The sequence below is a fragment of the Bradyrhizobium sp. CAR08 genome, from assembly GCF_052871955.1.
Map to the genome: position 1 here is coordinate 138,236 of NZ_JBIXJX010000014.1, position 21,806 is coordinate 160,041.

Annotated in this window: 22 protein-coding genes and 1 tRNA gene; 14 read left to right on the forward strand and 9 right to left on the reverse strand. The window is 64.6% G+C overall.

Going from position 1 to position 21,806, the window contains the following annotated elements:
- Positions 1 to 278: 278 nt before the first annotated feature.
- Both rpoD and ACIPUD_RS27470 read left to right on the forward strand, forming a co-directional pair.
- Positions 279 to 2,429, forward strand: a complete 2,151-nt coding sequence (gene rpoD / locus ACIPUD_RS27465) for an RNA polymerase sigma factor RpoD (protein WP_446481888.1) — start codon at positions 279 to 281, stop codon at positions 2,427 to 2,429.
- Positions 2,430 to 2,640: 211 nt separating this feature from the next.
- Positions 2,641 to 3,021 carry a thiol-disulfide oxidoreductase DCC family protein gene (locus tag ACIPUD_RS27470; protein WP_377792036.1) on the forward strand — a complete coding sequence of 127 codons (381 nt, stop codon included), beginning with the start codon at positions 2,641 to 2,643 and terminating at the stop codon, positions 3,019 to 3,021.
- An 18-nt stretch (positions 3,022 to 3,039) separates the two neighbouring features.
- On the opposite strand, the gene ACIPUD_RS27475 is transcribed toward ACIPUD_RS27470, so the two are convergent.
- Positions 3,040 to 3,276, reverse strand: a complete 237-nt coding sequence (locus ACIPUD_RS27475; protein WP_007614643.1) for a hypothetical protein — start codon at positions 3,274 to 3,276, stop codon at positions 3,040 to 3,042.
- A gap of 504 nt (positions 3,277 to 3,780) precedes the next feature.
- Between ACIPUD_RS27475 and ACIPUD_RS27480 the strand changes: the two genes are divergently transcribed.
- On the forward strand, positions 3,781 to 4,587 hold the full coding sequence (locus tag ACIPUD_RS27480; RefSeq protein WP_247489333.1) for a lytic murein transglycosylase: 807 nt from the start codon (positions 3,781 to 3,783) through the stop codon (positions 4,585 to 4,587).
- Positions 4,588 to 4,782: 195 nt separating this feature from the next.
- On the opposite strand, the gene ACIPUD_RS27485 is transcribed toward ACIPUD_RS27480, so the two are convergent.
- Entirely contained in the window at positions 4,783 to 5,616 is an 834-nt protein-coding gene (locus ACIPUD_RS27485; protein ID WP_446481889.1) for an SDR family NAD(P)-dependent oxidoreductase, read from the reverse strand.
- Between the two features lie 130 nt (positions 5,617 to 5,746).
- Between ACIPUD_RS27485 and ACIPUD_RS27490 the strand changes: the two genes are divergently transcribed.
- The 4 genes from ACIPUD_RS27490 (at position 5,747) to ACIPUD_RS27505 (ending at position 9,227) form a co-directional block, all read left to right on the forward strand.
- Positions 5,747 to 6,121 carry a response regulator gene (locus tag ACIPUD_RS27490; RefSeq protein WP_018453620.1) on the forward strand — a complete coding sequence of 125 codons (375 nt, stop codon included), beginning with the start codon at positions 5,747 to 5,749 and terminating at the stop codon, positions 6,119 to 6,121.
- Between the two features lie 56 nt (positions 6,122 to 6,177).
- Positions 6,178 to 6,789: a LysE family translocator gene (locus tag ACIPUD_RS27495; RefSeq protein ID WP_007596605.1), complete on the forward strand. Its 612-nt coding sequence runs from the start codon at positions 6,178 to 6,180 to the stop codon at positions 6,787 to 6,789.
- A 565-nt stretch (positions 6,790 to 7,354) separates the two neighbouring features.
- The gene (locus ACIPUD_RS27500; protein ID WP_085360511.1) at positions 7,355 to 8,566 is read left to right on the forward strand and encodes a GGDEF domain-containing protein; all 1,212 of its coding nucleotides are present in this window, start codon (positions 7,355 to 7,357) and stop codon (positions 8,564 to 8,566) included.
- 34 nt (positions 8,567 to 8,600) lie between these two features.
- Positions 8,601 to 9,227 carry a peptidoglycan recognition protein family protein gene (locus ACIPUD_RS27505; RefSeq protein ID WP_018453624.1) on the forward strand — a complete coding sequence of 209 codons (627 nt, stop codon included), beginning with the start codon at positions 8,601 to 8,603 and terminating at the stop codon, positions 9,225 to 9,227.
- A 184-nt stretch (positions 9,228 to 9,411) separates the two neighbouring features.
- Here ACIPUD_RS27505 and ACIPUD_RS27510 read toward each other — a convergent pair whose 3' ends face one another.
- From ACIPUD_RS27510 to ACIPUD_RS27520, 3 genes are all read right to left on the reverse strand, one after another.
- Complete coding sequence (locus ACIPUD_RS27510; RefSeq protein ID WP_018453625.1) at positions 9,412 to 9,753, reverse strand: hypothetical protein; 342 nt, start codon at positions 9,751 to 9,753, stop codon at positions 9,412 to 9,414.
- 194 nt (positions 9,754 to 9,947) lie between these two features.
- Positions 9,948 to 10,847, reverse strand: coding sequence for an RNA polymerase sigma factor RpoH (rpoH, locus tag ACIPUD_RS27515; RefSeq protein ID WP_007596598.1), 900 nt, complete (start codon positions 10,845 to 10,847; stop codon positions 9,948 to 9,950).
- 217 nt (positions 10,848 to 11,064) lie between these two features.
- Positions 11,065 to 12,072, reverse strand: coding sequence for an RluA family pseudouridine synthase (locus ACIPUD_RS27520; RefSeq protein ID WP_026232566.1), 1,008 nt, complete (start codon positions 12,070 to 12,072; stop codon positions 11,065 to 11,067).
- On the opposite strand from ACIPUD_RS27520, the gene ACIPUD_RS27525 reads away from it, so the two are divergent.
- The 3 genes from ACIPUD_RS27525 (at position 12,071) to ACIPUD_RS27535 (ending at position 13,308) form a co-directional block, all read left to right on the forward strand.
- A complete protein-coding gene (locus ACIPUD_RS27525) occupies positions 12,071 to 12,415 on the forward strand; it encodes a hypothetical protein (RefSeq protein ID WP_018453628.1) in 345 nt (114 codons plus the stop codon). The two genes, ACIPUD_RS27520 and ACIPUD_RS27525, sit on opposite strands and share 2 nt — an antisense overlap.
- Before the next feature lie 223 nt (positions 12,416 to 12,638).
- Positions 12,639 to 12,713, forward strand: a tRNA-Glu gene (locus tag ACIPUD_RS27530).
- A gap of 61 nt (positions 12,714 to 12,774) precedes the next feature.
- A complete protein-coding gene (locus ACIPUD_RS27535; protein ID WP_446481890.1) occupies positions 12,775 to 13,308 on the forward strand; it encodes a 2'-5' RNA ligase family protein in 534 nt (177 codons plus the stop codon).
- Between the two features lie 62 nt (positions 13,309 to 13,370).
- Here ACIPUD_RS27535 and ACIPUD_RS27540 read toward each other — a convergent pair whose 3' ends face one another.
- Complete coding sequence (locus ACIPUD_RS27540; RefSeq protein ID WP_085384409.1) at positions 13,371 to 14,324, reverse strand: alpha/beta hydrolase; 954 nt, start codon at positions 14,322 to 14,324, stop codon at positions 13,371 to 13,373.
- Positions 14,325 to 15,316: 992 nt separating this feature from the next.
- Here ACIPUD_RS27540 and ACIPUD_RS27545 point away from each other — a divergent pair.
- Together ACIPUD_RS27545 and ACIPUD_RS27550 are read left to right on the forward strand one after the other, a co-directional pair.
- Positions 15,317 to 16,807, forward strand: coding sequence for an amidohydrolase family protein (locus tag ACIPUD_RS27545; protein ID WP_446481891.1), 1,491 nt, complete (start codon positions 15,317 to 15,319; stop codon positions 16,805 to 16,807).
- A gap of 3 nt (positions 16,808 to 16,810) precedes the next feature.
- Positions 16,811 to 17,740, forward strand: a complete 930-nt coding sequence (locus tag ACIPUD_RS27550) for a CobW family GTP-binding protein (RefSeq protein ID WP_247489343.1) — start codon at positions 16,811 to 16,813, stop codon at positions 17,738 to 17,740.
- A gap of 10 nt (positions 17,741 to 17,750) precedes the next feature.
- Here ACIPUD_RS27550 and ACIPUD_RS27555 read toward each other — a convergent pair whose 3' ends face one another.
- Complete coding sequence (locus ACIPUD_RS27555; RefSeq protein ID WP_026232569.1) at positions 17,751 to 18,128, reverse strand: tautomerase family protein; 378 nt, start codon at positions 18,126 to 18,128, stop codon at positions 17,751 to 17,753.
- A gap of 110 nt (positions 18,129 to 18,238) precedes the next feature.
- Between ACIPUD_RS27555 and ACIPUD_RS27560 the strand changes: the two genes are divergently transcribed.
- A complete protein-coding gene (locus tag ACIPUD_RS27560; RefSeq protein ID WP_094183489.1) occupies positions 18,239 to 18,838 on the forward strand; it encodes a TetR/AcrR family transcriptional regulator in 600 nt (199 codons plus the stop codon).
- Positions 18,839 to 18,841: 3 nt separating this feature from the next.
- Here the strand turns inward: ACIPUD_RS27560 and ACIPUD_RS27565 are convergent, their stop codons facing one another.
- Both ACIPUD_RS27565 and ACIPUD_RS27570 read right to left on the reverse strand, forming a co-directional pair.
- Positions 18,842 to 19,315 carry a hypothetical protein gene (locus ACIPUD_RS27565; protein ID WP_018453635.1) on the reverse strand — a complete coding sequence of 158 codons (474 nt, stop codon included), beginning with the start codon at positions 19,313 to 19,315 and terminating at the stop codon, positions 18,842 to 18,844.
- 12 nt (positions 19,316 to 19,327) lie between these two features.
- Positions 19,328 to 19,678, reverse strand: a complete 351-nt coding sequence (locus ACIPUD_RS27570; protein ID WP_446481892.1) for a hypothetical protein — start codon at positions 19,676 to 19,678, stop codon at positions 19,328 to 19,330.
- Positions 19,679 to 20,118: 440 nt separating this feature from the next.
- Between ACIPUD_RS27570 and ACIPUD_RS27575 the strand changes: the two genes are divergently transcribed.
- Positions 20,119 to 21,801, forward strand: coding sequence for a methyl-accepting chemotaxis protein (locus ACIPUD_RS27575; protein WP_446481893.1), 1,683 nt, complete (start codon positions 20,119 to 20,121; stop codon positions 21,799 to 21,801).
- Positions 21,802 to 21,806 lie beyond the last annotated feature (5 nt).

Genomic DNA, 21,806 nt, shown 5'->3' on the forward strand with positions numbered 1-21,806 from the left:
TGTAGCACTTTGGCCACCAGGCGGCCGCAGGCAGAACAGACGCGTCAGGAATGAATCCGCGCAATTGCTGTTGGCACTACACCTGCATCCGCTGCGACAAAGAGGCTCTACGAAGCGTTAGGCAAATCCGGCGAGTGAAAGGTCGGGGGTGGCGACAAGAGGTCCGCGCCGCCCTTTCCGTGTCGAGATCTGACGAAGCGAGAGCATCGAGCAACAGGTTCAAGTGATTTCACGCGGGCGCGGCGAACGTCTGTGTGAAACGCGTTTAGGAGCAATGGATGGCCACCAAGGCAAAGACGCTGCAGGCGAAGGACAAGGAAAAAGACGACAAGGCAGCGGACGCGCCGGAGAAGGACTCCCAGGACGCGCCCTCGCCGTTGCTCGATCTGTCCGACGCGGCCGTGAAGAAGATGATCAAGCAGGCCAAGAAGCGCGGCTTCGTGACCTTCGATCAGCTCAACGAAGTTTTGCCGTCCGACCAGACCTCTCCCGAGCAGATCGAGGACATCATGTCCATGCTCTCGGACATGGGCATCAACGTCACCGAAGCCGACGATAGCGAAGGCGAGGAGGACAAGGACGAGAGCGGCGAGGACGAGACCGACAACGAACTGGTCGAAGTCACCCAGAAGGCCGTCACCGAGGTCAAGAAGAGCGAGCCGGGCGAGCGCACCGATGATCCCGTGCGCATGTATCTGCGCGAGATGGGCACCGTCGAGCTGCTGTCGCGCGAAGGCGAAATCGCGATTGCGAAGCGCATCGAGGCCGGCCGCGAGGCGATGATCGCAGGTCTGTGCGAAAGCCCGCTGACCTTCCAGGCCATCATCATCTGGCGCGACGAGCTCAACGAAGGAAAAATCTTCCTTCGTGACATCATCGATCTCGAAGCCACCTATGCTGGGCCCGACGCCAAGGCCGGCATGAACAATGCGATGATCGCCGGTCCGAACGGCGAGACCGGTGAAGCGTCGGCCGAAGGCGGCCAGGCCACCGGCTCCGCGCCGGCGCATGTCGCGCCGCCCGCCGCACCGCCGGCGCCGACCCCGTTCCGCGCCGCGCCTGCGCCCGGCAATGCCGGCGACGCCGCGAAGGATCCCGCGGAGTCCGCCGCCGAAGCCGACATGGACGAGGACGACGAGTTCGAGAACCAGATGTCGCTTGCGGCGATCGAGGCCGAGCTCAAGCCGAAGGTCGTCGAGATCTTCGACAAGATCGCCGACAGCTACAAGAAGCTGCGCAAGCTGCAAGAGCAGGACATCCAGAACCAGCTCGAGAGCACCTCGCACGGCCCCTCGCTCTCGCCGCACCAGGAGCGCAAATACCGCAAGCTCAAGGACGAGATCATCGTCGAGGTGAAGTCGCTGCGCCTGAACCAGGCGCGTATCGACTCACTGGTCGAGCAGCTCTACGACATCAACAAGCGCCTCGTCTCCCACGAGGGCCGCCTGATGCGCCTTGCCGACAGCCACGGCGTCGCGCGCGAAGACTTCCTGCGCAACTACACCGGCTCGGAGCTCGATCCGCGCTGGCTCAACCGTGTCTCGAAGCTGTCGGCCAAGGGCTGGAAGAACTTCGTCCATCACGAGAAGGACCGCATCAAGGACCTCCGCCACGAGGTGCATCAGCTCGCGGCGCTGACCGGCTTGGAGATTATCGAGTTCCGCAAGATCGTGCACTCGGTGCAGAAGGGCGAGCGCGAAGCCCGCCAGGCCAAGAAGGAGATGGTGGAAGCCAACCTCCGTCTCGTGATCTCGATCGCCAAGAAATACACCAATCGCGGCCTGCAGTTCCTCGACCTGATCCAGGAAGGCAACATCGGCCTGATGAAGGCGGTCGACAAGTTCGAGTATCGCCGCGGCTACAAGTTCTCGACCTACGCCACGTGGTGGATCCGGCAGGCGATCACCCGCTCGATCGCCGACCAGGCGCGTACCATCCGCATCCCCGTGCACATGATCGAGACGATCAACAAGATCGTGCGCACCTCGCGCCAGATGCTCAACGAGATCGGCCGCGAGCCCACTCCTGAGGAATTGGCCGAGAAGCTCGGCATGCCGCTGGAGAAAGTCCGAAAAGTCCTCAAGATCGCCAAGGAGCCGCTGTCGCTGGAGACGCCCGTCGGCGACGAAGAGGATTCACATCTCGGCGATTTCATCGAGGACAAGAACGCGATCCTGCCGATCGACGCCGCGATCCAGTCCAACCTGCGCGAGACCACCACGCGCGTGCTGGCCTCGCTCACCCCGCGCGAAGAACGCGTGCTGCGCATGCGCTTCGGCATCGGCATGAACACCGACCACACGCTGGAAGAAGTCGGCCAGCAGTTCTCGGTGACGAGAGAGCGTATTCGACAGATCGAGGCGAAGGCCCTGCGGAAGTTGAAGCACCCGTCAAGGTCGCGGAAGCTGCGGAGCTTCCTGGATAACTAGTTCAAACGCCGCCACTTGGCGGTCTGTTGAAACAAGAACGGCGGGCGAAAGCCCGCCGTTTTCGTTCACGCCTACTTCGACAGCGTTCAGCCCAATAGAGGCTCATGCTTTTCCAATCGAATATACACCCGACCAGAGAGGCGCATCGATTCTGGAATTCCGGGTGGATGGCTCCAACCTCGACGTCGCAAGGATCGACATCTATGCTTTGATGATGCCGGCTCACCTCACCGTCTGGTACAACACCCGTTGCCCTGTCTGCGATGCCGGCATCGACTGGCAGCGCAACAAGCTGTTGGCGCTGGTGCGCGCGGGCACGATCGAATTCAGGGATATCAACGAGCAGCCCGATGCGCTGGGGCACTTTGGCGCCACGCTCGACGACATCAGACGTCGCTTGCATGCGACCGACGAGACCGGCCAACTCATCGTCGGTGCGGATGTCGCGATTGCGCTCTGGACGCTGACCCCGGGGGAGGGGTGGCTTGCGGGGTTGTTCGGCAATCGCGTGGCGCTGCCGTTCACCCGGTTCTTCTATGATCGGTTTGCCGATCTGCTGTTTGCCTGGAACAGGCGGAGCGGGCGCTGGTGAGCGCCTGCCTGGGTCGACCTATTTCTTCTTCGCGCCGACCCGCTCGAGGTTCTTGATCTCAAGCGCCGGGCGGCCGGATTTTTCGGCGATCTCGCGGTCCTGCTCCATGATATAGGCGCGGGCCGGCTCGTCGCCGTCGAGGCCGCCGAGCAATTCGGCGGGCACGCGCCGGTTGGAGCGTTGTGAGCCGTCTTCATAGAAGACGTTGAAAAAGGCGAATTCGCCCTTGGGATTGGTTCCGGGTTTTTTGGCCATGGCCGGCTTTTCGTCGATCAGGGGGCCATAGTCAAATGACTTTGGCAGGTTTCCGGTGGCTGGGCGCGGACCCTGCAGCGGCAGAACCAGCTGCGCGATCGATCGACGAACCCATTTACGAGGCGCCTCGATGTCGGGCGGAAGAGTCCAACGCTTCGTAAAACCCGATGCGCTCCTTAGGAGATCCTTGCCTCACCCTTGCCTCAACAAACGGCGGGCCGCGAAGCCCGCCGTTTATTTTGGTCTTCAGCGTCGCCCGGGGCTGGCGGGGCGACAACCTAGAATAGAATATTAGAACCGGCGCCAAGCCATGGCAAGGCAAATCGTTGGCGCTGCGAAGTCGCAGCGAGCGCATCTCAGATATGCAGGAGTCGCGACATCGGACTTCATTCGTCGAGCAGGATGCGATCGGTTCTGGCGAGGATTTGCCGCTTTGACGCGAATCCGGTTCCCGGGCATGATCGCGCGCCGCTTCCCCACTCATTCCCTGTAGGATTTTTCCCAATGTCGAAATACGCCCTGGCCATCGCCGTCATCACCTGTCTGGCCGGCGGATCGGCGCAGGCCGCGCGCTGCGGCGGCGACTTCAATAGCTTTGTCGCGAGCATGACCGCGGAAGCGCAAGCAGCCGGCGTCTCGGCGGGCGTGACCAGCGCGGCACTCAGTGGTGTGCAGCAGGACGGCGCGGTGCTCGCCTTCGACCGGCGCCAGCGCTACACCTTCAACAAGAGCTTCGAGCAGTATGTCTCGACCCGGGTCGGCCCCGGCCGCATCAATGGCGGCAAGGCGCTGTTGCAGCGCCACGCCGCGCTGCTGTCACGCATCGAGCAGCAGTTCGGCGTGCCCCGCTATATCCTGGTCGCGATCTGGGGGCTGGAGAGCGATTTCGGCAAGGGCGACATCGGCAAGCTGCCGGTGGTCCGCACGCTGGCGACGCTCGCGCATGACTGCCGCCGCACCGAGCTATTCCAGGGCGAGCTGCTCGCGGCGCTGAAGATCGTGCAGCGCGGTGACCTGCCGCTGCGCGACCTGATCGGCGCCTATGCCGGCGAGATCGGCCAGACCCAGTTCCTGCCCTCCTCCTACATCAAGTACGGCGTCGATTTCGACGGCGACGGCCACGTCGATCTCCGCCACAGCGTCCCCGACGTGCTCGCCTCGACCGCGAACCTGCTCCACACCAGCGGCTTCAAGATGGGCCAGCCCTACAGCGAAGGCACCGCCAATTTCGAGGCCATGCGCGAATGGAACAGGGCGGTGATCTATCGCAAGACGATCGGGTATTTTGCCGATCGGCTGGCGGGGCAGTGAGGGGAGCCAAAGAGACGGAGCACTCGCGCACATACTTGGTGTCATCGCCCGCGAAGGCGGGCGATCCAGTATTCCAGAGACCGCGCGAGAATACGGAGAGGCTGCGGCGTACTGGATTCCCCGCCTTCGCGGGGAATGACAACGGAGAGGTCCGTGAACGCTCGCCAGGACGACGGTTTAATTCGACGGCGCCCCTCACTCCGTCCCCTTCGCCATCCTCTCCAGCTTGCGCTGCAACGGCGCCCAGTACGTTGCCGGGCGGAAGCGCTGCAGGAGATCCATGAAGCGGGCGTCGTTGCCGATCAGGATGCGCGGCTCGTTTCTCTCGATGCCCTTGATGATGCGCAGCGCGGCGTCCCGGGGCGTGGTCCTTGCCGCGTTCTCGAACCGCTCGATCGATTGCGACCGGCGTGCGTTGTCGGTGACGCCGACCCCGGTGCGCGAGTTGCGGGCGATGGCGGTGGCGACGCCGCCAGGATGCACGACCGACAGCCTGACAGGGCTGCCCGCCATGGCCAGCTCATGCCGCACGCTCTCGGAAAAGCCGCGCACCGCGAATTTCGCCGCGGCATAGGCCGACTGTCCCGGCGGGGCGATGATGCCGAAGATCGAGGACAAATTGACGATGTGCGCCTCTGGCCTCGTCCTCAGATGCGGCAGGAAGGCGCGCGTGCCGTGCACCACGCCCCAGAAATTGATGTCGAACAGCCAGTCCATCTGCGCCTGCTCGATCTCCTCGAACGATCCCATCAGTGCAACGCCGGCATTGTTGATGACGATGCCAAGTGCGGGATGCGCGGTGGCCGCCTCACGCGCGAATTGCGCGATGTCGTCGGGCTCGCTGACATCGACGCGATGCAGGCTGAGCTTGCTTGCGGCGCCGATCTCGGCCGCGAGCGTCTTCAGCCCGGGCTCGTCGCGATCGGCGAGCGCGAGATCGCAGCCGCGCCGTGCAAGTTCGATCGCCAGTGCGCGGCCGATGCCGCTTGCCGCTCCGGTGATAGCGGCGGCGCCGCGGATTGCAGTCAAGATGATCCCCCCGTCGAGCCACTTGAGCGGAACTATGATTTACATTTTTTCATATTGGAACCGAACCGCATGGCGGTTCCCACCTTAACCTACGTTACTTGATGAAGACAGGCAGCATTGGGAGCCGCCGATGGGACAAGCAAAGCCGTTTCGAGCCACCGCACTGATCGTGGAAGACGACCTCATGCAGAGGGAGATGCTCAGTCTTCTTCTCGAAGAAAGCGGCTACGACGTCATTCAATGCGAGAGCGCCGAGGCGGCCGAGCTTGTGCTGGAGAAGAGCGCCGGCGCGCTCTGCCTGATGATGACCGACGTTCAGCTTGCCGGCCGCATGAACGGCGTCGAGCTCGCGCATGTCGCCAAGGACCGCAACCCGAAGCTCGACGTCGTCGTCACCTCCGGCCGGCCCTTGATGCAGGCCTTGCCGAACGGCGCGAAGTTCTGGGCCAAGCCATGGGCGCCGCTCGACGTGCTCCGCGAGGCCGAGATCGCGCAGCTGTCCTGAGGGTCGATCCGGCAGGCCGGCTTTCGTGGTCCGCGGCGCGGTGATAAGGTCGGTCCATGACCTTGTCCTTCCTGCTCACCTCGCTGATCGTCGTCGCCTCGCCCGGCACCGGCGTGCTCTACACGCTGGCGGCCGCGCTGACCCGCGGCTCGCGCGCGAGCATCGCCGCTGCCTTCGGCTGCACCCTCGGAATCGTGCCGCACATGACGGCCGCGATGCTGGGGCTCGCCGCCGTGCTCCACACCAGCGCGCTCGCCTTCGCCGCGCTGAAATGGTGCGGTGTCGCCTATCTGCTCTACATGTCCTGGCAGGCGCTGCGCGAGACCGGGGCGCTGGCAGTCGACGGCGAGATCCGCGAGCGTTCGGTCGGTCGGGTGATCGTGACCGGCTTCCTGATCAACATCCTCAATCCAAAACTGTCGATCTTCTTCCTGGCTTTCCTGCCGCAGTTCATCGCCGCGGACGAAGCCCATGTGCTGGCGCGAATGCTGGAGTTGAGCGGCGCCTTCATGGCGATGACGTTTGCGGTGTTCGTGGTCTACGGCCTCTGTGCGGCATCGGTGCGCGAGCGCGTCATCTCCCGCCCGCGTGTCATGGCCTGGCTGCGCCGGAGTTTTGCCGCCGGCTTCGCCGCGCTCGGCGCCAAGCTGGCGTTCGCGGAGCGATAGCTTCTCCAGCCAATAAAAAAGCGGGCCTTGCGCCCGCCATCTTCCAACTCAGAACTCCCACCCGACGCCCGGGCGGAGCGTGCTCCACCCGGGCAAAGAATAAGAAGCCTCGCTACTTCTTCTTCGCTGCCTTCTTGGCCTTCTTCTTCGTCGCCTTCTTCGCCTTCTTCGCTTTCTTAGCCATAGGATCCTCTTCAGGGTTAATGGTGAAACGCGACACGAGGGATGCTCGGCGGAGGGCCAGCCTCGCAACATCCTCGATGACAAGCTCAGCAGATTCGCGCGCTTCTGCCCCGCGCTGTCACATCCGTGTCATCGCGTTATCCACAGCTCAGATGCATTTTCGGGTGATTTTGGCTCACGAATCCGCGTCGCCGGCATGCCTAACGATCCGACAATGCGCCAGCCGTTCATGAATCCAAAACCAAAGTCATGCTTTCGCGGATCGCAGTGAGACTCCGTTAAGCGCGGCGGCGGCATTGTCCCCCCAAGAAAACGGGGACGGGATCATGGACGGTCAGCTGGCAGGGACGGAGGGCGCGACGCTGCGCGCGCCGCGTGCGCCATGCTGAACGTGCCGACACTCTGGACCGTGTTCGTCGTCAACTTCCTGGCGCTCGGCCTGATCTGGGCCTACGTGATGCGCACCTATCCGAAATTCGCGGCCGCGCGGTTCTGGATGGCATCGTCCTTTATCGGCGCGACCGGCGCGATGACGGCCCTGCTGCGCCTGTTCGTCGCGTCTCCGTTGCCGCTCCTGCTTGGCGCCGCCGGCGTCATCGCGGCGAGCTGCCTTGCCGCCATGGGCATTCAACGCTTCTATCACCGGCCCGTCTCATGGCGCGTCATGATCGCAACAGCAGGCTTAAGCCTCGCCGGCGTCGTGTTCTTCGTGGTCGGCTTCGACAACATGCAGCTGCGCATGCTCTGCTACACGCTCGGTCAGGCCGTGCCGCTGGTGCTGGCGCTGCGTCTGTTGCTGTCGCCGCCGGAAGGCCGCGTCAGTCCGGGCGCCCGGCTGTCCGGCATCGTCATCCTCGCCATTATCGCGATCCTCGTCGTCCGCACGGTGGGCAATCTGCTCGGCGGCGATTTCTCGGCAAGCGCCGGCGGCCAGGCTCATGGCGTCATGGTGCTGGGTCTCCTGTTCCTGTCCATGACGCTCAATTTCGGCTTCCTGCTGATGGCGATGGACAGCTTGCGCAACGAGGTCGCCGACCTCGCGCTACTCGACGATCTCACCGGCGTCGCCAACCGGCGGCATCTGTTGCAGCGGCTGAGCGAAGAATGCGCCCGCTCGGAGCGCAGCAGCGAGCCGTTCTCGCTGCTGGTCATCGATCTCGACGGCTTCAAGACCATCAACGACACCCATGGCCATGCCGCGGGCGATGCCTGCCTCCAGCACTTCACCCTGATGGCGCAGACGCGCTTGAGGCCCGGCGACATGCTCGCCCGCACCGGCGGCGACGAATTCTGCGTCGTGCTGCCGTCGTCGACCTTGCGCGAGGCGGCTGCGATCGCCCGCCGCGTGCTCGAGGTCTGCCGCCAGGATGCCGTCAGCTGCACCGGCATCGACATTCCGATTGCGATCTCGATCGGGGTGGCGCAGTGGGACCGCGGCGTCGGCCAGTTTCCGGACCGCCTGATCGCGCATGCCGACCACGCCCTCTATGCGGCCAAGAAGAACGGCAAGAACGACTTTGCCGTCCACGATCCGGCGCCACCGCTGATGCCTGACCCGATCGGTTCAGGCGAGGCCTTGCGCAAATTCGCGTAAGGGCGTGCTAACGTCAGGTCCGCATTGGACCCGCATGATGATCTCTCGCCTGCTCGCGGCCGTTCTCGCCGCCCTCATTCTGATCGCACCTGCCGCTGCGACCGACGCCGAGCTCGCAAAGCTCGCGCGCGCCTCCGGCACGCCCGACATTCCCGGCCTGAAGATGGTGTGGCTGGCGCCATGGGGCGATGTCGGCAACGCAAAAGCCTGGCGCAACATCATCGTGCACCAGACCGAGGGACCGGCAGGCTCGGCGCGCGGCGGCGCCGAGATGCAAACGAAGAATCCCACGCGTCGCGGCGTCACATTGTGGGTCGAGACCGACGGCACCGTCTATTGGGCGGTCGCGGAAAACCTGGTGCCGACCCATGGCGACGGCGCCAACCGCAACGACAACAAGTACATCGACAACAAGCCGACCTACCGCCAGGTGGTGCGCGACAATTCGATCGGCGTCGAGTTCGCCGGCAACTATCCCGACGTCACCACGGGACCGACCGCGGCGCAGGTCGCGGCGTGGAAGATCCTCGTCCAAATCCTGCGCGCGCGCTACGGCATCCCGCTCGACCACGTCTATGCGCACAACTGGATCGACTACAAGGATGCCCGCTATTGCGAAGGCTGCTGGCTTGCGACGCTGGCGCGGACATGGGAGGAGTGAGCGAGGCGCCGACGATGCGCTCTTCCCTTCTCCCCTTGCGGGAGAAGGTGGCGCGAAGCGCCGGATGAGGGGTTGTCTCCGCGAATGACGATGTGAGAGACGTGCTCGCGGAGACAACCCCTCACCCGTCTCGCCGCTATCGCGGCGAGCCACCCTCTCCCGCAAGGGGAGAGGGGAAGATCAATCACACCGGCTCCGACATCCACCCGAACAGCCGCCGGATCAAGCCCGGTCGCCGCGGCAGTTCCGGCGGGCCGTCCGCGGCCAGCACGCGCTTGAAGAAGTAGTCCAGGAACACCATGTCGTTCGGCTCGGTGACGGTGAATGTCTCCTCGCCGAAATAGACGCTGTAATTGAAGAAGAACGGACCCATGAGCGGGATCGTCGCGGTCGAGGCATAGTCCTTCGAGATCACGAACTCCGACGGCTCGAGCCCGTGCTCGCGCATCGCCTGCTCGACCAGCGGCAGCTTGCGCATGAACTGGGCGGAGAAGCCGCCCACGGTGGATTGCAGGATGATCGACACGGCGCGTGTCCGTTCTCTTGATGCTGTTGGCCCGATCCCTTTGGTCGGTCAACCGGCAGTGCGGGTTCAAGATGCCTGGTCCGCGTCCCCGCGAACATGCTGCGCCTCACACGCAAACAAACAAAAAAGCCGGCGTCGCCGCCGGCTTTCTGTCTCTTGTTGATCCGCCAATCTCTGGCGCCAAAACCTCGCGCTTAGAGCGCGGCTTCCAGCGCGGCCTGTTCGGCCTTTGCGATCGTGCCCTTGACCGCGGACTGCACCTTCTCGAAGGCGCGGACCTCGATCTGGCGGACGCGCTCGCGCGACACGCCGAACTCGGCGGCAAGGTCTTCCAGGGTCATCGGCTCGTCGGCGAGGCGGCGGGCCTCGAAGATGCGGCGTTCGCGCGGGTTGAGCACGCCCATGGCGCCGTTCAGGGCGTCACGACGGTGATCATACTCCTCGTGCTCGGCCAGCATGGCTTCCTGGTTGGGCGAATTGTCGACCAGCCAGTCCTGCCATTCGCCGGCTTCGCCGTCGTCGCGGATCGGAGCGTTGAGCGACGCGTCGCCACCGAGGCGGCGGTTCATGTCGACCACGTCCTGAGCCGTGACGCCGAGACGCTTTGCGATGATGGCCACCTGGTCGGGGCGAAGATCGCCTTCGTCCAGAGCGGAAATCTTGCTCTTCGCCTTGCGCAGGTTGAAGAACAGCTTCTTCTGGTTCGCGGTGGTGCCCATCTTCACGAGCGACCACGAACGCAGGATGTACTCTTGAATCGACGCCTTGATCCACCACATCGCGTAGGTTGCGAGACGGAAGCCCTTCTCGGGCTCGAACCGCTTCACCGCCTGCATCAGGCCGACATTGCCTTCCGAGACGACCTCGGAGATCGGCAGGCCGTAGCCGCGATAGCCCATGGCGATCTTGGCCACGAGACGGAGATGGCTGGTGACGAGTTGGTGCGCGGCGTCGCGATCATCGTGCTCGCGCCAACGCTTGGCGAGCATGTATTCCTGCTGGGGTTCCAGCATCGGAAACTTGCGGATTTCGCCGAGGTAACGGGAAAGGCCGGATTCGCCATTAAGGACCGGCAGGGTAGCTGTACGGGCCATAGTGCGCCCTCCAAACAGGTTCAGGCCCCCGATAGCGGCGGGCCAGGCAGACGACCGCTTGGTTAAAGCCGATCGGTGCTGCGATGTTCCGCGTTGGTCTTCAACGCAAGCGCAATATACTCCATCGGAAGGCAAAAAGGGAAGGATTGCTGACGTCACGTCCCCGTGTGGCAGCTATAACTTTTTGTAATGTAAAGCATTTCTGAAGCGGCCTGCGTCATAGCGCCGCTTTGAGGGCCCCCTGAAGGAGAAGCAAATCCTCCGGCAGAGGCGTCTCCCAGTGAAGTAATTCTCCAGTCCTCGGGTGCTCCAATACCAGCAGGTAGGCGTGCAGCGCCTGCCGCCCCAGCGCGGCGAGGGCGGCCTGCGACTCGGGGCCCAGCTGGTTCGCCTTGGTCTTGAAATGCGGGCCGTAGACGGCGTCGCCCATCAGGGGGTGGCCGATATGGGCGAGGTGGACGCGGATCTGATGGGTGCGTCCGGTCTCGAGTTCGCAGGCGAGCAGCGTCGCGATCGGCTTGCCGTCGCGTCCGGCAAAACTCTCCAGAAGCTCCCAATGCGTCACGGCCTCGCGGCCGCCCTGGCGCACCGCCATTTTCTCGCGCGCATGCGGGTGACGGTCGATCGGCGCGTCCACGGTGCCGCGATGGCGGCCCGGCAGCCCCCAGGCGAAGGCCATGTAGCCGCGCCGCATCGGCCCGGTACGGCCGTGATCGGCGAATTGCGCGGTGAGCGAGGCATGCGCGAGGTCGTTCTTGGCGACCACCATCAACCCGGTGGTGTCCTTGTCCAGCCGGTGCACGATGCCGGGCCGGCGCACCCCGCCGATGCCGGAGAGCGAGCCGCCGCAATGGGCGATCAGCGCATTGACCAGCGTACCGGTCTCGTGGCCCGCCGCGGGATGCACCACCAGCCCCTTCGGCTTGTTGAGGACGACGATGTCGTCGTCCTCGAACACGATGTCGAGGGCGATATCCTCGCCTTTCGGCTCCGGCGCGGCCGCTTCCGGCACGTCGATTGTGATCGTATCGCCGGAGGCGACGTGATAAGCGGGGTCCCGGATCGCGGCGTCCCTGAGGCTCACCGCGCCCCCCAGAATCAGGGCTTTCAGCCTCGATCGCGATAGCTCGGCAAGGTGCAGCGCCAGCACGCGGTCGAGCCGGGTCGAGCCCTCGGAGCCTTCGACGACAACCTCCAACCTTTGCGCAGAGCCAGAATTTTCCATGACGACGTCTGATACCGTTGTTCCCGAACCGAGCCCCGAGCAGGCCGCGCTGTTCGCGCGGGTGCGGCGGATGATGCTGATCGCGGGGTTGACCACGGCGCTGGCAATCTGCGCCGTGCTGATCGCGGTGGGCTACCGCCTTTTCAAGTCCGAGGGAAGGGCGCCCGAGCCGGCAGGCGACGTCACCGCGACTCTCCCGAAGGGCGCCAAAATCGTCTCGAGCGGCGTCGCCGGCGACCGGCTCGTGATCACGCTCGACATCGGCGGCGTCACCGAGATCCGCACCTTCGATGCCCACACGTTGAAGCCGGCTGGAAAGCTGAAATTCGCCAATGAGCCGTGAGTACGGCCTCGGAACTCGCCGCCATCGTCGTCTTGGCGAAGGCCAGGACCCATAACACCGGCTGGTGTGGTTGCGGGGACTGGTGGTTGGCACTTCGCCCACAACCACGCCTTGGGGTAATGGGTCCTGCATTCGCCAGGACGACAGCGGAGAGCGAGCATCCGAAACCCCTCGATCCCCGCTTGCCGCCGGCAAAATTCGAGGCTATGTCCTCTCCCTCAACGCTCCCTTCGTCTAGCGGTTAGGACGCGGCCCTCTCAAGGCTGAAACAGGGGTTCGATTCCCCTAGGGAGCGCCATTGTCTTGAAGCCAGCCTTCCCCTGATCTCGATTTGATTGTTCCGCCCCTTGGGTGCGCCTGTGGCATTGGCGATCAATATCCGGTCTGACAACGATTCAGCAGGCGAGATCGTGCGGCTGTGGCATCAGGTTGCCGTCTTCGAGGCCGAGCCCTCGATGCGTGCCCTTGGCTACCGGCCTCATTTTACGTTTGCCATCTACGATTCCCCGGCGGCTCACGAGCAGGCTGCGTGCGATGCGATGCTGGCAGCTAGTTCTGGCGAGAGGCAACTGCGGATCAGGTTCAAACGAATTCGCTGGTTCGAAGCTTCTCCGCTTGTCCTCTGGGCGGAGCCGGAGGCCAACGAATCCCTGGCTCGCATCCACGGCATCATCAGCGCGGCAATCGATCCAGCGCATTGTCGTCCTCACTACCGGCCCGGCGCTTGGACGCCCCATTGCACGCTCGGCACTGCTATTGCCGATGAACGCCGCGATGATGCGATGGACTTCGCGCACGCGTTTGACCGCAACATTGAAGTGTTGTTCGACGTGGTGGATTGCGTCGCCTTTCCGCCTGTGCGGATCATCGCCGAGCGAAAATTGCCATTGTAGTTGGTTGTCGCTTCGGTGTCATTGATCGCGACGCATCAAACTCATGCCGCGCGGGCGCTCTCCTAAGCGATCGTGCCGTCGATCGAGCGGCGGATCACCCGCTGTACTTCTGCATTCGACAGAAAAAGATCGTGGTTGATGATGCCCCAGCCTTCCGCTGACGCATCGACCACGCGTACGCCGAGGCGCGCGATGACGGCTTTTTCGGCGGCGCCGACCCTGGTCATTCCACCTGCGATCTGTCCCGACAACGCCAGTGCGCGATCGTTCGTCGCGGCGATCACGGTGATTTTGCCCGCAAGCGGACCGATGCGCTGGATCGCTGACGAGAACACGTCCATGTCGATATCGGGCGCGGCAAACACCACGGCGCCGATCTTGCTCGTCACTGTGTCGCCGTATCGCGCATAGAGCTGACGCAGGCTTTCGAGCGACAGCATGGTTCCCATGCTGTGCGCAACGATGTTCACGCGGCCGGTGCCTGGCGCCGACACGAGTGTGGAGAGCACGCGCTCGAACTCGTCGCGGGACCACATCGCACTGTCGCGGTCATAGGCATAGTCGAACAGTCCTGCCTTGGAGGGCCAGGAGAACACCATGGTCCGGCCGCGGAACTTGATCCCATCGGAGAGATGGGCGCCATCCAGCACCGCCGTCTCGAACGTCTGCTTGAAGCCGTGCACATAGATCAGCACGTCTCCTCCGCCGGCCTGCGCAACGAGATCGCCAACGTCGGCCGACACCGGTTCGACCCGGTCAAGGCGCCAATCGCCAAGTCCAACCGAGGCCAGAGAAAGGCGGCTCTCGTCCGGCGCCCCCAGCTTCGCCCGCGCGATTGTCATGGTCGTCGCGCGCTCCGGCCCGAACCAGGGCTTCGTGCGACCGCCGTTCACCGGCTTGCGCGTGGTGGTGACGAGCAATGTGGGGTCAAGGGATAGCGATGACGCGTCGAAACGCGCCCCGGTCGCACCCAAGCCGGCGCATCCGCCAAGCGCGAGGGCGGTCCCCGCCGACATAAATCCGCCGAGGAGAGCGCGGCGCGAAATAGAATGACGAGGGTCGCGTTGCAGGAGACGTCGAGCGATCACACGAAACCTTTGGGAACTTTGCCCACCGTAGCGCCCCGCTACATCTCTGAATGACAATGGGGGCGAGAAGACGGCGGAGCTGCTCTGCGGTCCATTGCATGGTCGTGCAGTCCATCGTCTCCGCCGGTAGAGCGAAACAGCCGCAAACGCAAGTCAATCCCTCTCCGCAAAAATATTCCAGTTTACCGAAATTCGGAAATATCGTATGTGTCGGCCATCCCAGCCCACAAAAGGGGCGGTCGTACGTCGTCACGAACGCGGGTTGGGAGTTGCGGTGGACGCGGGCGGCGTTAAAGGCGGGCTTGTGCGTGCAGGGCGAGATGAACCTCGTGAGCATGGCACGAACCGCATCGACGGACGGCGCTCAAACCTCGCGAAGCCTCTGGCGAAGCAGGGCCATGTCCTGCGAAGCTTGGGCGAAGCAGGATGCCTGCGTACGGCGAAACCGTGTGGCCCTGGCCGTCGTTGCTACGGTCAAGCCTTTGCGAAGGCGTCATCGCGTCAACCGGCGCGGTGCCGTGCATTTCGCGGAGGTGACGGAGGCAAGAAGGAACTCGTCTCCGGGGAGAGCGCGGCATAGGCCGTCAAACCATCGCGCAGGGAAGGCCTGGTCTCGGCTGCCCTGTGTCTCCCCTGTGCATTGCGTGTGCAATCAGTTCGCATGGGGGTTTTTATGGGTGCCAGCCGGCGCCCGGTCTTCCCTGCGCCCTTTCTTTTCGAGGGGGTGAAGCGAGAAGCATAGCTCGGGCAAAACATGCCGCGAGGCTGCGAGCGCGTGTCCGCGACCCGCATGCAAACTGACCTCCCTTTCGAGCCTCCCTTTCGAGCTTCCTTGCGAGCATGATGCGTCGGCATCGGTGGAGGTGGTCGTCCCTCCCGGAATCTGCCTTGATGCGAATTCAGCGCGGAGGAATTTTGACATGAGCGGCTTGGTGATCTCTGGCGGCCGGGTGGTGGATCCCGCCAGCGGAATGGACGCCATCGGGGATGTGGCGGTCGTGGACGGCAGGATCGCCGCGGTTGGCGCCTCGCTCGGAAGCGCCGAGCGGACAATCGACGCGACGGGGCTAGTGGTCGCCCCCGGCTTCATCGACCTGCACGCGCATGGCCAGTCGCTCCCCGCGGATCGGATGCAGGCGTTCGACGGCGTCACGACGACGCTCGATCTCGAAGCGGGCGTGCTGCCGGTCGGGTCCTGGTATGAGCGCCAGGCGCGGAAGGGGCGCGTGTTGAACTACGGCGCGGCCACCAATTGGGCTTTCGCGCGTATTGGCGCGATGACGGGCTCCAATGCGGAGAGCTCGCTGGAGGCGTTCGGCAGCGCCATGCGCGATCGCCGCTGGATGGACAACGTGGCGAGCGATGCGGAGGTTGCCGGCATCCTCGAGCGCCTTTCGCGCGGCCTGAACGAGGGCGGCATCGGCATCGGGATCTTGAACGCCTATGCGCCGGGCGCCGGCGTGCAGGAGCTGACCGCGGTCTGCCAGCTCGCGGCCGCGCAGGACGTGCCGACCTTCACCCATGTCGCCTACATGTCGCGCATCGATCCCGAGAGCGCGGCGGAAGCCTATATCCGCCTGATCGGCTATGCCGGAGCCACCGGCGCGCACATGCACATCTGCCATTTCAACTCGTCGAGCAAGACCGACGTCGAGCGCTGCCGCGTGCTGATCGCGAAAGCGCAGGCGCAGGGCCTGCCCATCACGGTCGAGGCCTATCCCTACGGCACCGGCTCGACCGTGCTGGCGGCCGCCTTCTTCAGCGACCCCGAATTCGTCGAGCGCAACGGCACCGGTTACGATTCCGTGCAGCGGGTCACCGACGGCCATCGCTTCAGCGATCGCGAGGAGCTCCTGAAGGCGCAGGCGGAAGAGCCGTCCTCGCTGGTGCTGTGGCACATCCTCGACACCGAGAACAATGCGCATCACCGCGACCTCCTCGACATGTCGGTGCTCTATCCCGGCGGCGCGATCGCCTCCGACGCGATGCCGTGGACGACGTCGGACGGCAAGACCTACACCGGCGATGCCTGGCCGCTGCCGGATGACGCCACCTCGCATCCGCGCTCGGCGGGCTGCTTCACGAAATTCATCCGCGAATGGGTGCGCGAGCGCAAGACCGTGTCGCTGCTCGAAGGCGTGCGCAAATGCGCGCTGATCCCGGCGGAGATCCTGTCGCAGAGCACGCCCGCGATGCGCGCAAAAGGTCGGCTCGCGAAGGATGCCGATGCCGACATCGTCGTGTTCGACTACGAGAAGCTCTCGGACCGCGCGACCTTCACGGCGATGAACCGTCCCTCCGAAGGCGTGCGGCATCTGATCGTCAGCGGCCAGCCGTTAATCACAGATGGTGTGCTGGACGTCGCGGTGCGGCCCGGCCGTCCCGTGCGCCGTCCCGTCGTCGGGAGCTGAGACATGCCGGTCCCCATTCTCCTGGTGACGGGCTTTCTGGGGGCCGGCAAGACCACTGTCGTGAACCATCTGCTGGCGCATGCGGAGGGGCGGCGGATCGCCGCTGTGGTCAACGATTTCGGTGCGATCAACATCGATGCCGAGCTGATCGCGGGCGCGAGCGACGGCGTGGTCAGCCTCGCCAATGGCTGCATCTGCTGCTCGCTCGAAGGCGACCTGCTGCGCACGCTTGCGACGCTGCTGCGGCGTGATCCGAAGCCGGAATACATCGTCATCGAGACCAGCGGCGTCGCCGATCCCGCCGAGATCGTCCGCAATTTGATGGATCCCGTGATCCTGCGCGAAGCGCCGTTGGAAACGGTGCTCTGCGTGATGGACACGGCGACACCGCCGGCCGCTCTCGACGACGCGCTGCACCGTTCGCAGCTGCGCGTCGCCGACATCGTGGCGCTGAGCAAGCTGGATCTGGCGGATGAGGGTGCGGGCGCGCATATCCGCGAGGCCATCCGCGCGCAGCGCGTTCCTGCCGTGGTCGTCGACGCGCAGCACGGCGAGATTCCGTCCGCGCTGCTGTTTCCCGCGACCGTCGATCGTGCGCCCGCGCCGCGCAAATCCGGACCGAAGCGTCCGGCAGAGCAACGCTTCGAAACGCTGAGCTGGACCTCGAACCAGCCACTTTCGCTGGCCCGCCTGCAGCAGGCGATCGGCCGACTGGCGCCAAAACTCGCGCGGGCAAAAGGCCTGTTCGAGACCGTCGAGCAGCCGGGGCGCCAGATGGTGTTTCAACTCGCCGCCGGCCGCGCCACGCTGGCCCCAGGCGAAGCGCCGACGCCGGGCGTGCCGTGCGCGCGGATTGTCTTCATCGTCGAGCTAGGCGTGCTCTCGAAGGCGGAGCTCGACGGGATCATGGAGACCTGCGTTGCGGATCGTTGAAGCTGCCGCCTCAAGCGAATTGTGCGATGCCGTTTCCAACGGACCAATTCTCCGCGGGCGCATCGAGGACGTTGACGAACACGTCCTCGGGGCGGAGGCCCGGTTTTTCGCCGAGCAGGTCCGCGATCCGCCGGTACAGGGCCTTCTTCTGCTCGGGGGTGCGCGAGGCGAACACGGTGATCTGGATCAGCACGGCATCGTCGCTGCGCGTGACGCCGTAGGCATTGCCGCAGCGGAAGTTCGCGGGCGAAAGCTCGCTGATGGTCATGAACTCGTCGCCTTCAGGGACGTTCAGCGCTTCGCGCATGGCGCGGTAGAGGCCGTCGAGGATCGCCTGCCGGTAGACTTCCGGCTTTCCGGCGCGCATCGAAATGTGGAGGAGAGGCATCGCGAAATCCTCATTGACGAAAGGGCGCATCGCCCCCAGTTTGTTTTTGACGCGGCGTCAAGAAATCATGTTTTTGACATCGTGTCAAATATGCTTGCTAGGAGCAAAGCTTGAGGCCGCGCGAGTTCGACCACGACGATGTCCTGCGTATCGCCTTCGACCAGTTCTGGCGCAAGGGCGTGCGCGGCACCTCGCTGTCGGATATCGCGCGCGACGCCGGTGTCCAGCGCGGTAGCCTCTACAACGCCTTCGGCAGCAAGGAGGCGCTGTTCCTCCAGGCCTACGAGCGCTACGCGGGCGATTATCTCGTCGCCCTGCAAAAGGCGCTGGGTGCGGGCTCATTGCGAAAACGCCTCACCGCGTTCTTCGACCTGACCATCAGCAACTTCCGCGCCGGCACGCCCCCGCGCGGATGTCCGACGACGCGCGGGCTGATGGAGCTCGGCGCGGCCGAAGGCGAGGGGCTCGACGAGGAGGCGCGGCAAGCCTTCGCGAACCTCATCTCGCGCATCACCGTTCTCGTTCAGGAGACGTTGTCGGCGGGTGCGGCGCGCGGTGAATTCAACGGCAATTCCGCGTCCGCAGCGCTGCACATCATCACGGTGACGCGCGGCCTCGCCGTGCTCGAACGTGCCTTCGGCGACGAGCCCCAGCTGCGCAAGATCGCGTCCCACACCATCGATCTCGTGCTCGGCAGGAAGGGCGGCTAGGGGTCAGCAGACCGCGAGCGCGTTGACCGCCCGCGTCGTCACGGTCTCGTTCTCGTTGCCGACGAACTGGCAGACGACAGTTTGGAGCTCGCCCGGCTGCTTGCCGCGTGCGACCGCCAGCAGCCGCATCAATTCCGCCTCGTCCTTCGACAGGCGCCGGCACGATGGCGGCATGAAGCACAATTGGCAAGGCCGGCCGCTGCGCAGGATTCTGACCAGCGCGGCAACGCGTGCGACCAGCAGCGGACTGTCGGTGATGCCAGGCGCCTCGTCGGCAAAGCGATAGGCCGCCTCCCAGCAATCGGACGCGCCGGTCGCATAGGCGGCAGCGATGAACCGGAACAGCGAGAGCGTGACGCGGCCAAAATCATCGTAACTCTCGACGTCAGGCCGCGTCGCAAGCGCGGCCTGAAGCGGACAGAGCCGCGCCTGGCCGGCTTCCGTGACAGGCACAGAGCCGCAACTATCCTGCATCATGCGCGATCCCGGTCAGTGCAACGTGGGGCTTCCGACCAGCCAGCTCTTCATCGCCATCGTCTGGTCATGGTCCAAAGACGGAACGCGCCGGTCGGGCAGGATGAGACCCGCCATGCGGAAGATCGTTGCAAGCCCCCGCACGGGTGCGAGAGCCCAATCGGCGCCGACCGGCGGCAGCCAGCATTCGAACTGCTCGCGCGCGATATCGTCGCGCTCTTTCTGCGCGGCCGCGATCGCCCGTAACATGCCGTGCTCGCTGTCGGACATGCGGGGGCAGGTCGGGCAGTGCACCGCGATGGCCGTATGCGCCGTGCAGGCAAAGATCTCGATGATGGATTCCAGCGAAGGCACGGCGTCGCCCACGCCAAAATGGTCGTCACTTGCTGGATGTCGGCCGCGGTCGGAACGGCGCTTCCGCTGCGCGCCTTGGCCCGAAATCCCCAAATGAAGAGCCGCTCCGCTGCGCTCAGCGCCGGAAGGTCGAGAGACCCTGTCGATGTCGATTGGTGCATTGAGCCTCTGGCCTCCGGCTGCGCCCACGTCCCGGCAGGCGCCGATGATCTGCGTCGATCGTTCCGTCAGAGCCCCCTGCAAGTCAACGCTCGGAGGGGCGATGTCGAGGTCTTCTAGTTTTGAAGAGTTCGCATCTCGGATGCAGCCAGCCTCGCGAGCCTGCGAGCCGTCTGCGGCATGCCGGTAGGATGCATGGAGTTTTGCGGGGTGGGGGAACCCGAATGCTTAAAGCTTTGCTAAGGGGCGCGGGATAAACTGGCATATCAGCCTTCCAAATCTTGCGAGCACCAATGTTTTTCTCCCGCATCAGTTTCAAGCTGGTCCTGATTGTCGGCATCAGCCTCCTTGGCATGATCGCGCTGGCGCCGATCGCGCTTTCGACCTTGCGCGCGCAGATGATCGCCGATCGTCAGGCCAAGACGCAGCACTTGGTCGACGTCGGCTACGGCATCCTGGCGCACTACCAGAAGCTCGAGAGCGAAGCAAAACTCCCGCGCGAGCAGGCCCAGGCCGGCGCGATCGCGGAGATCAAGAGCCTGCGCTACGACAAGGTCGAGTATTTCTGGCTGAACGACATGACCCCCAAGATGGTCATGCACCCGATCAAGCCCGAACTCGATGGCAAGGATCTCTCCGGGATGAAGGATCCGTCCGGCAACGCGCTGTTCGTCGGCTTCGTTGACGTCGTCAAAAAGCAGGGCGCGGGCTTCTATAGCTACCTCTGGCCGAAGCCCGGCTTCGACCAGCCGGTCGGGAAAATCTCCTACGTGAAGGGCTTTGCGCCCTGGGGCTGGATCATCGGCACCGGGATCTATCTCGACGATGTTGACGCCGTCTTCCGCCAGAATGCGATGACCTTCGCCCTGGTGTGCCTGGTCGTGTTCGTGCTCGTGCTCGGCGCCTCCTTCGTGATCGGCCGCAGCGTGACCCGGCCGCTGGCGAAGATCACCGCGCTCACCGACCGCCTCGCCGCCGGCGACAGCGCGTTCGACGTGCCCCATACCGACCGTCGCGACGAGATCGGCGGGCTCGCCAAGGCGCTCGCCGTGTTCAAGGACAATGCGTCTGCGGTCGGCCGCATGCACGCCGAACAGCAGGAGACGAAGCAGAAGGCCGACGAGGAGAAGCGCAAGACGATGACCGACCTCGCCGGCAAGTTCGAGGCGAACGTTCAAGCCGTCGTCCGCGACGTGTTCAAGGAGGCGCGCGCGATGCAGCAGGCCGCGCAGGGCATGTCCGAGACCGCCGACAAGGCCACCGACCGTGCGAGCCTCGTCGCCACCGCTTGTCAGCAGGCCTCGAGCAACGTGCAGACGGTGGCCTCCGCCGCCGGGCAGCTGTCGTCCTCGATCGCCGAGATCAGCCAGCGCGTCGCGCAGGCTGCAAGCGTGGCCGACAAGGCCGCCGCCGACGGTCACCGCACCAACGACACCGTGCAGGGACTTGCTGCAGCCGCGCACAAGATCGGCGAGGTCATCGACCTCATCAACCAGATCGCCTCGCAGACCAATCTGCTCGCGCTCAACGCCACCATCGAGGCGGCGCGCGCCGGCGAGGCCGGCAAGGGTTTTGCAGTGGTGGCAAGCGAAGTGAAGTCGCTGGCGAGCCAGACCGCGAAGGCGACCGACGAGATCGGCGCGCAGATATCGGCGATCCAGGCCGAGACCAACCAGGTGGTCGGCAACATCGACAGCATTCGCAAGACCATCATGGAGGTCAACGAAATTTCCTCGTCGATCGCCGCAGCCGTCGAGGAGCAGGGCGCCGCGACGGCGGCGATCGCGCACAGCGTACGGGAGGCCGCCTCCGGCACCGACCAGGTTTCGCAGAACATCTCGGGTGTGACCGACGCGACGGCGGAGACCGGCCAGGCCGCCGGCCTCGTGCTGCAATCGAGCGGCCGGCTGTCGCAGAAGCTGCAATCGCTGGAAGACGAGGTCAGTGCTTTCGTTGCGGGGGTACGGGCGGCCTAGTATAG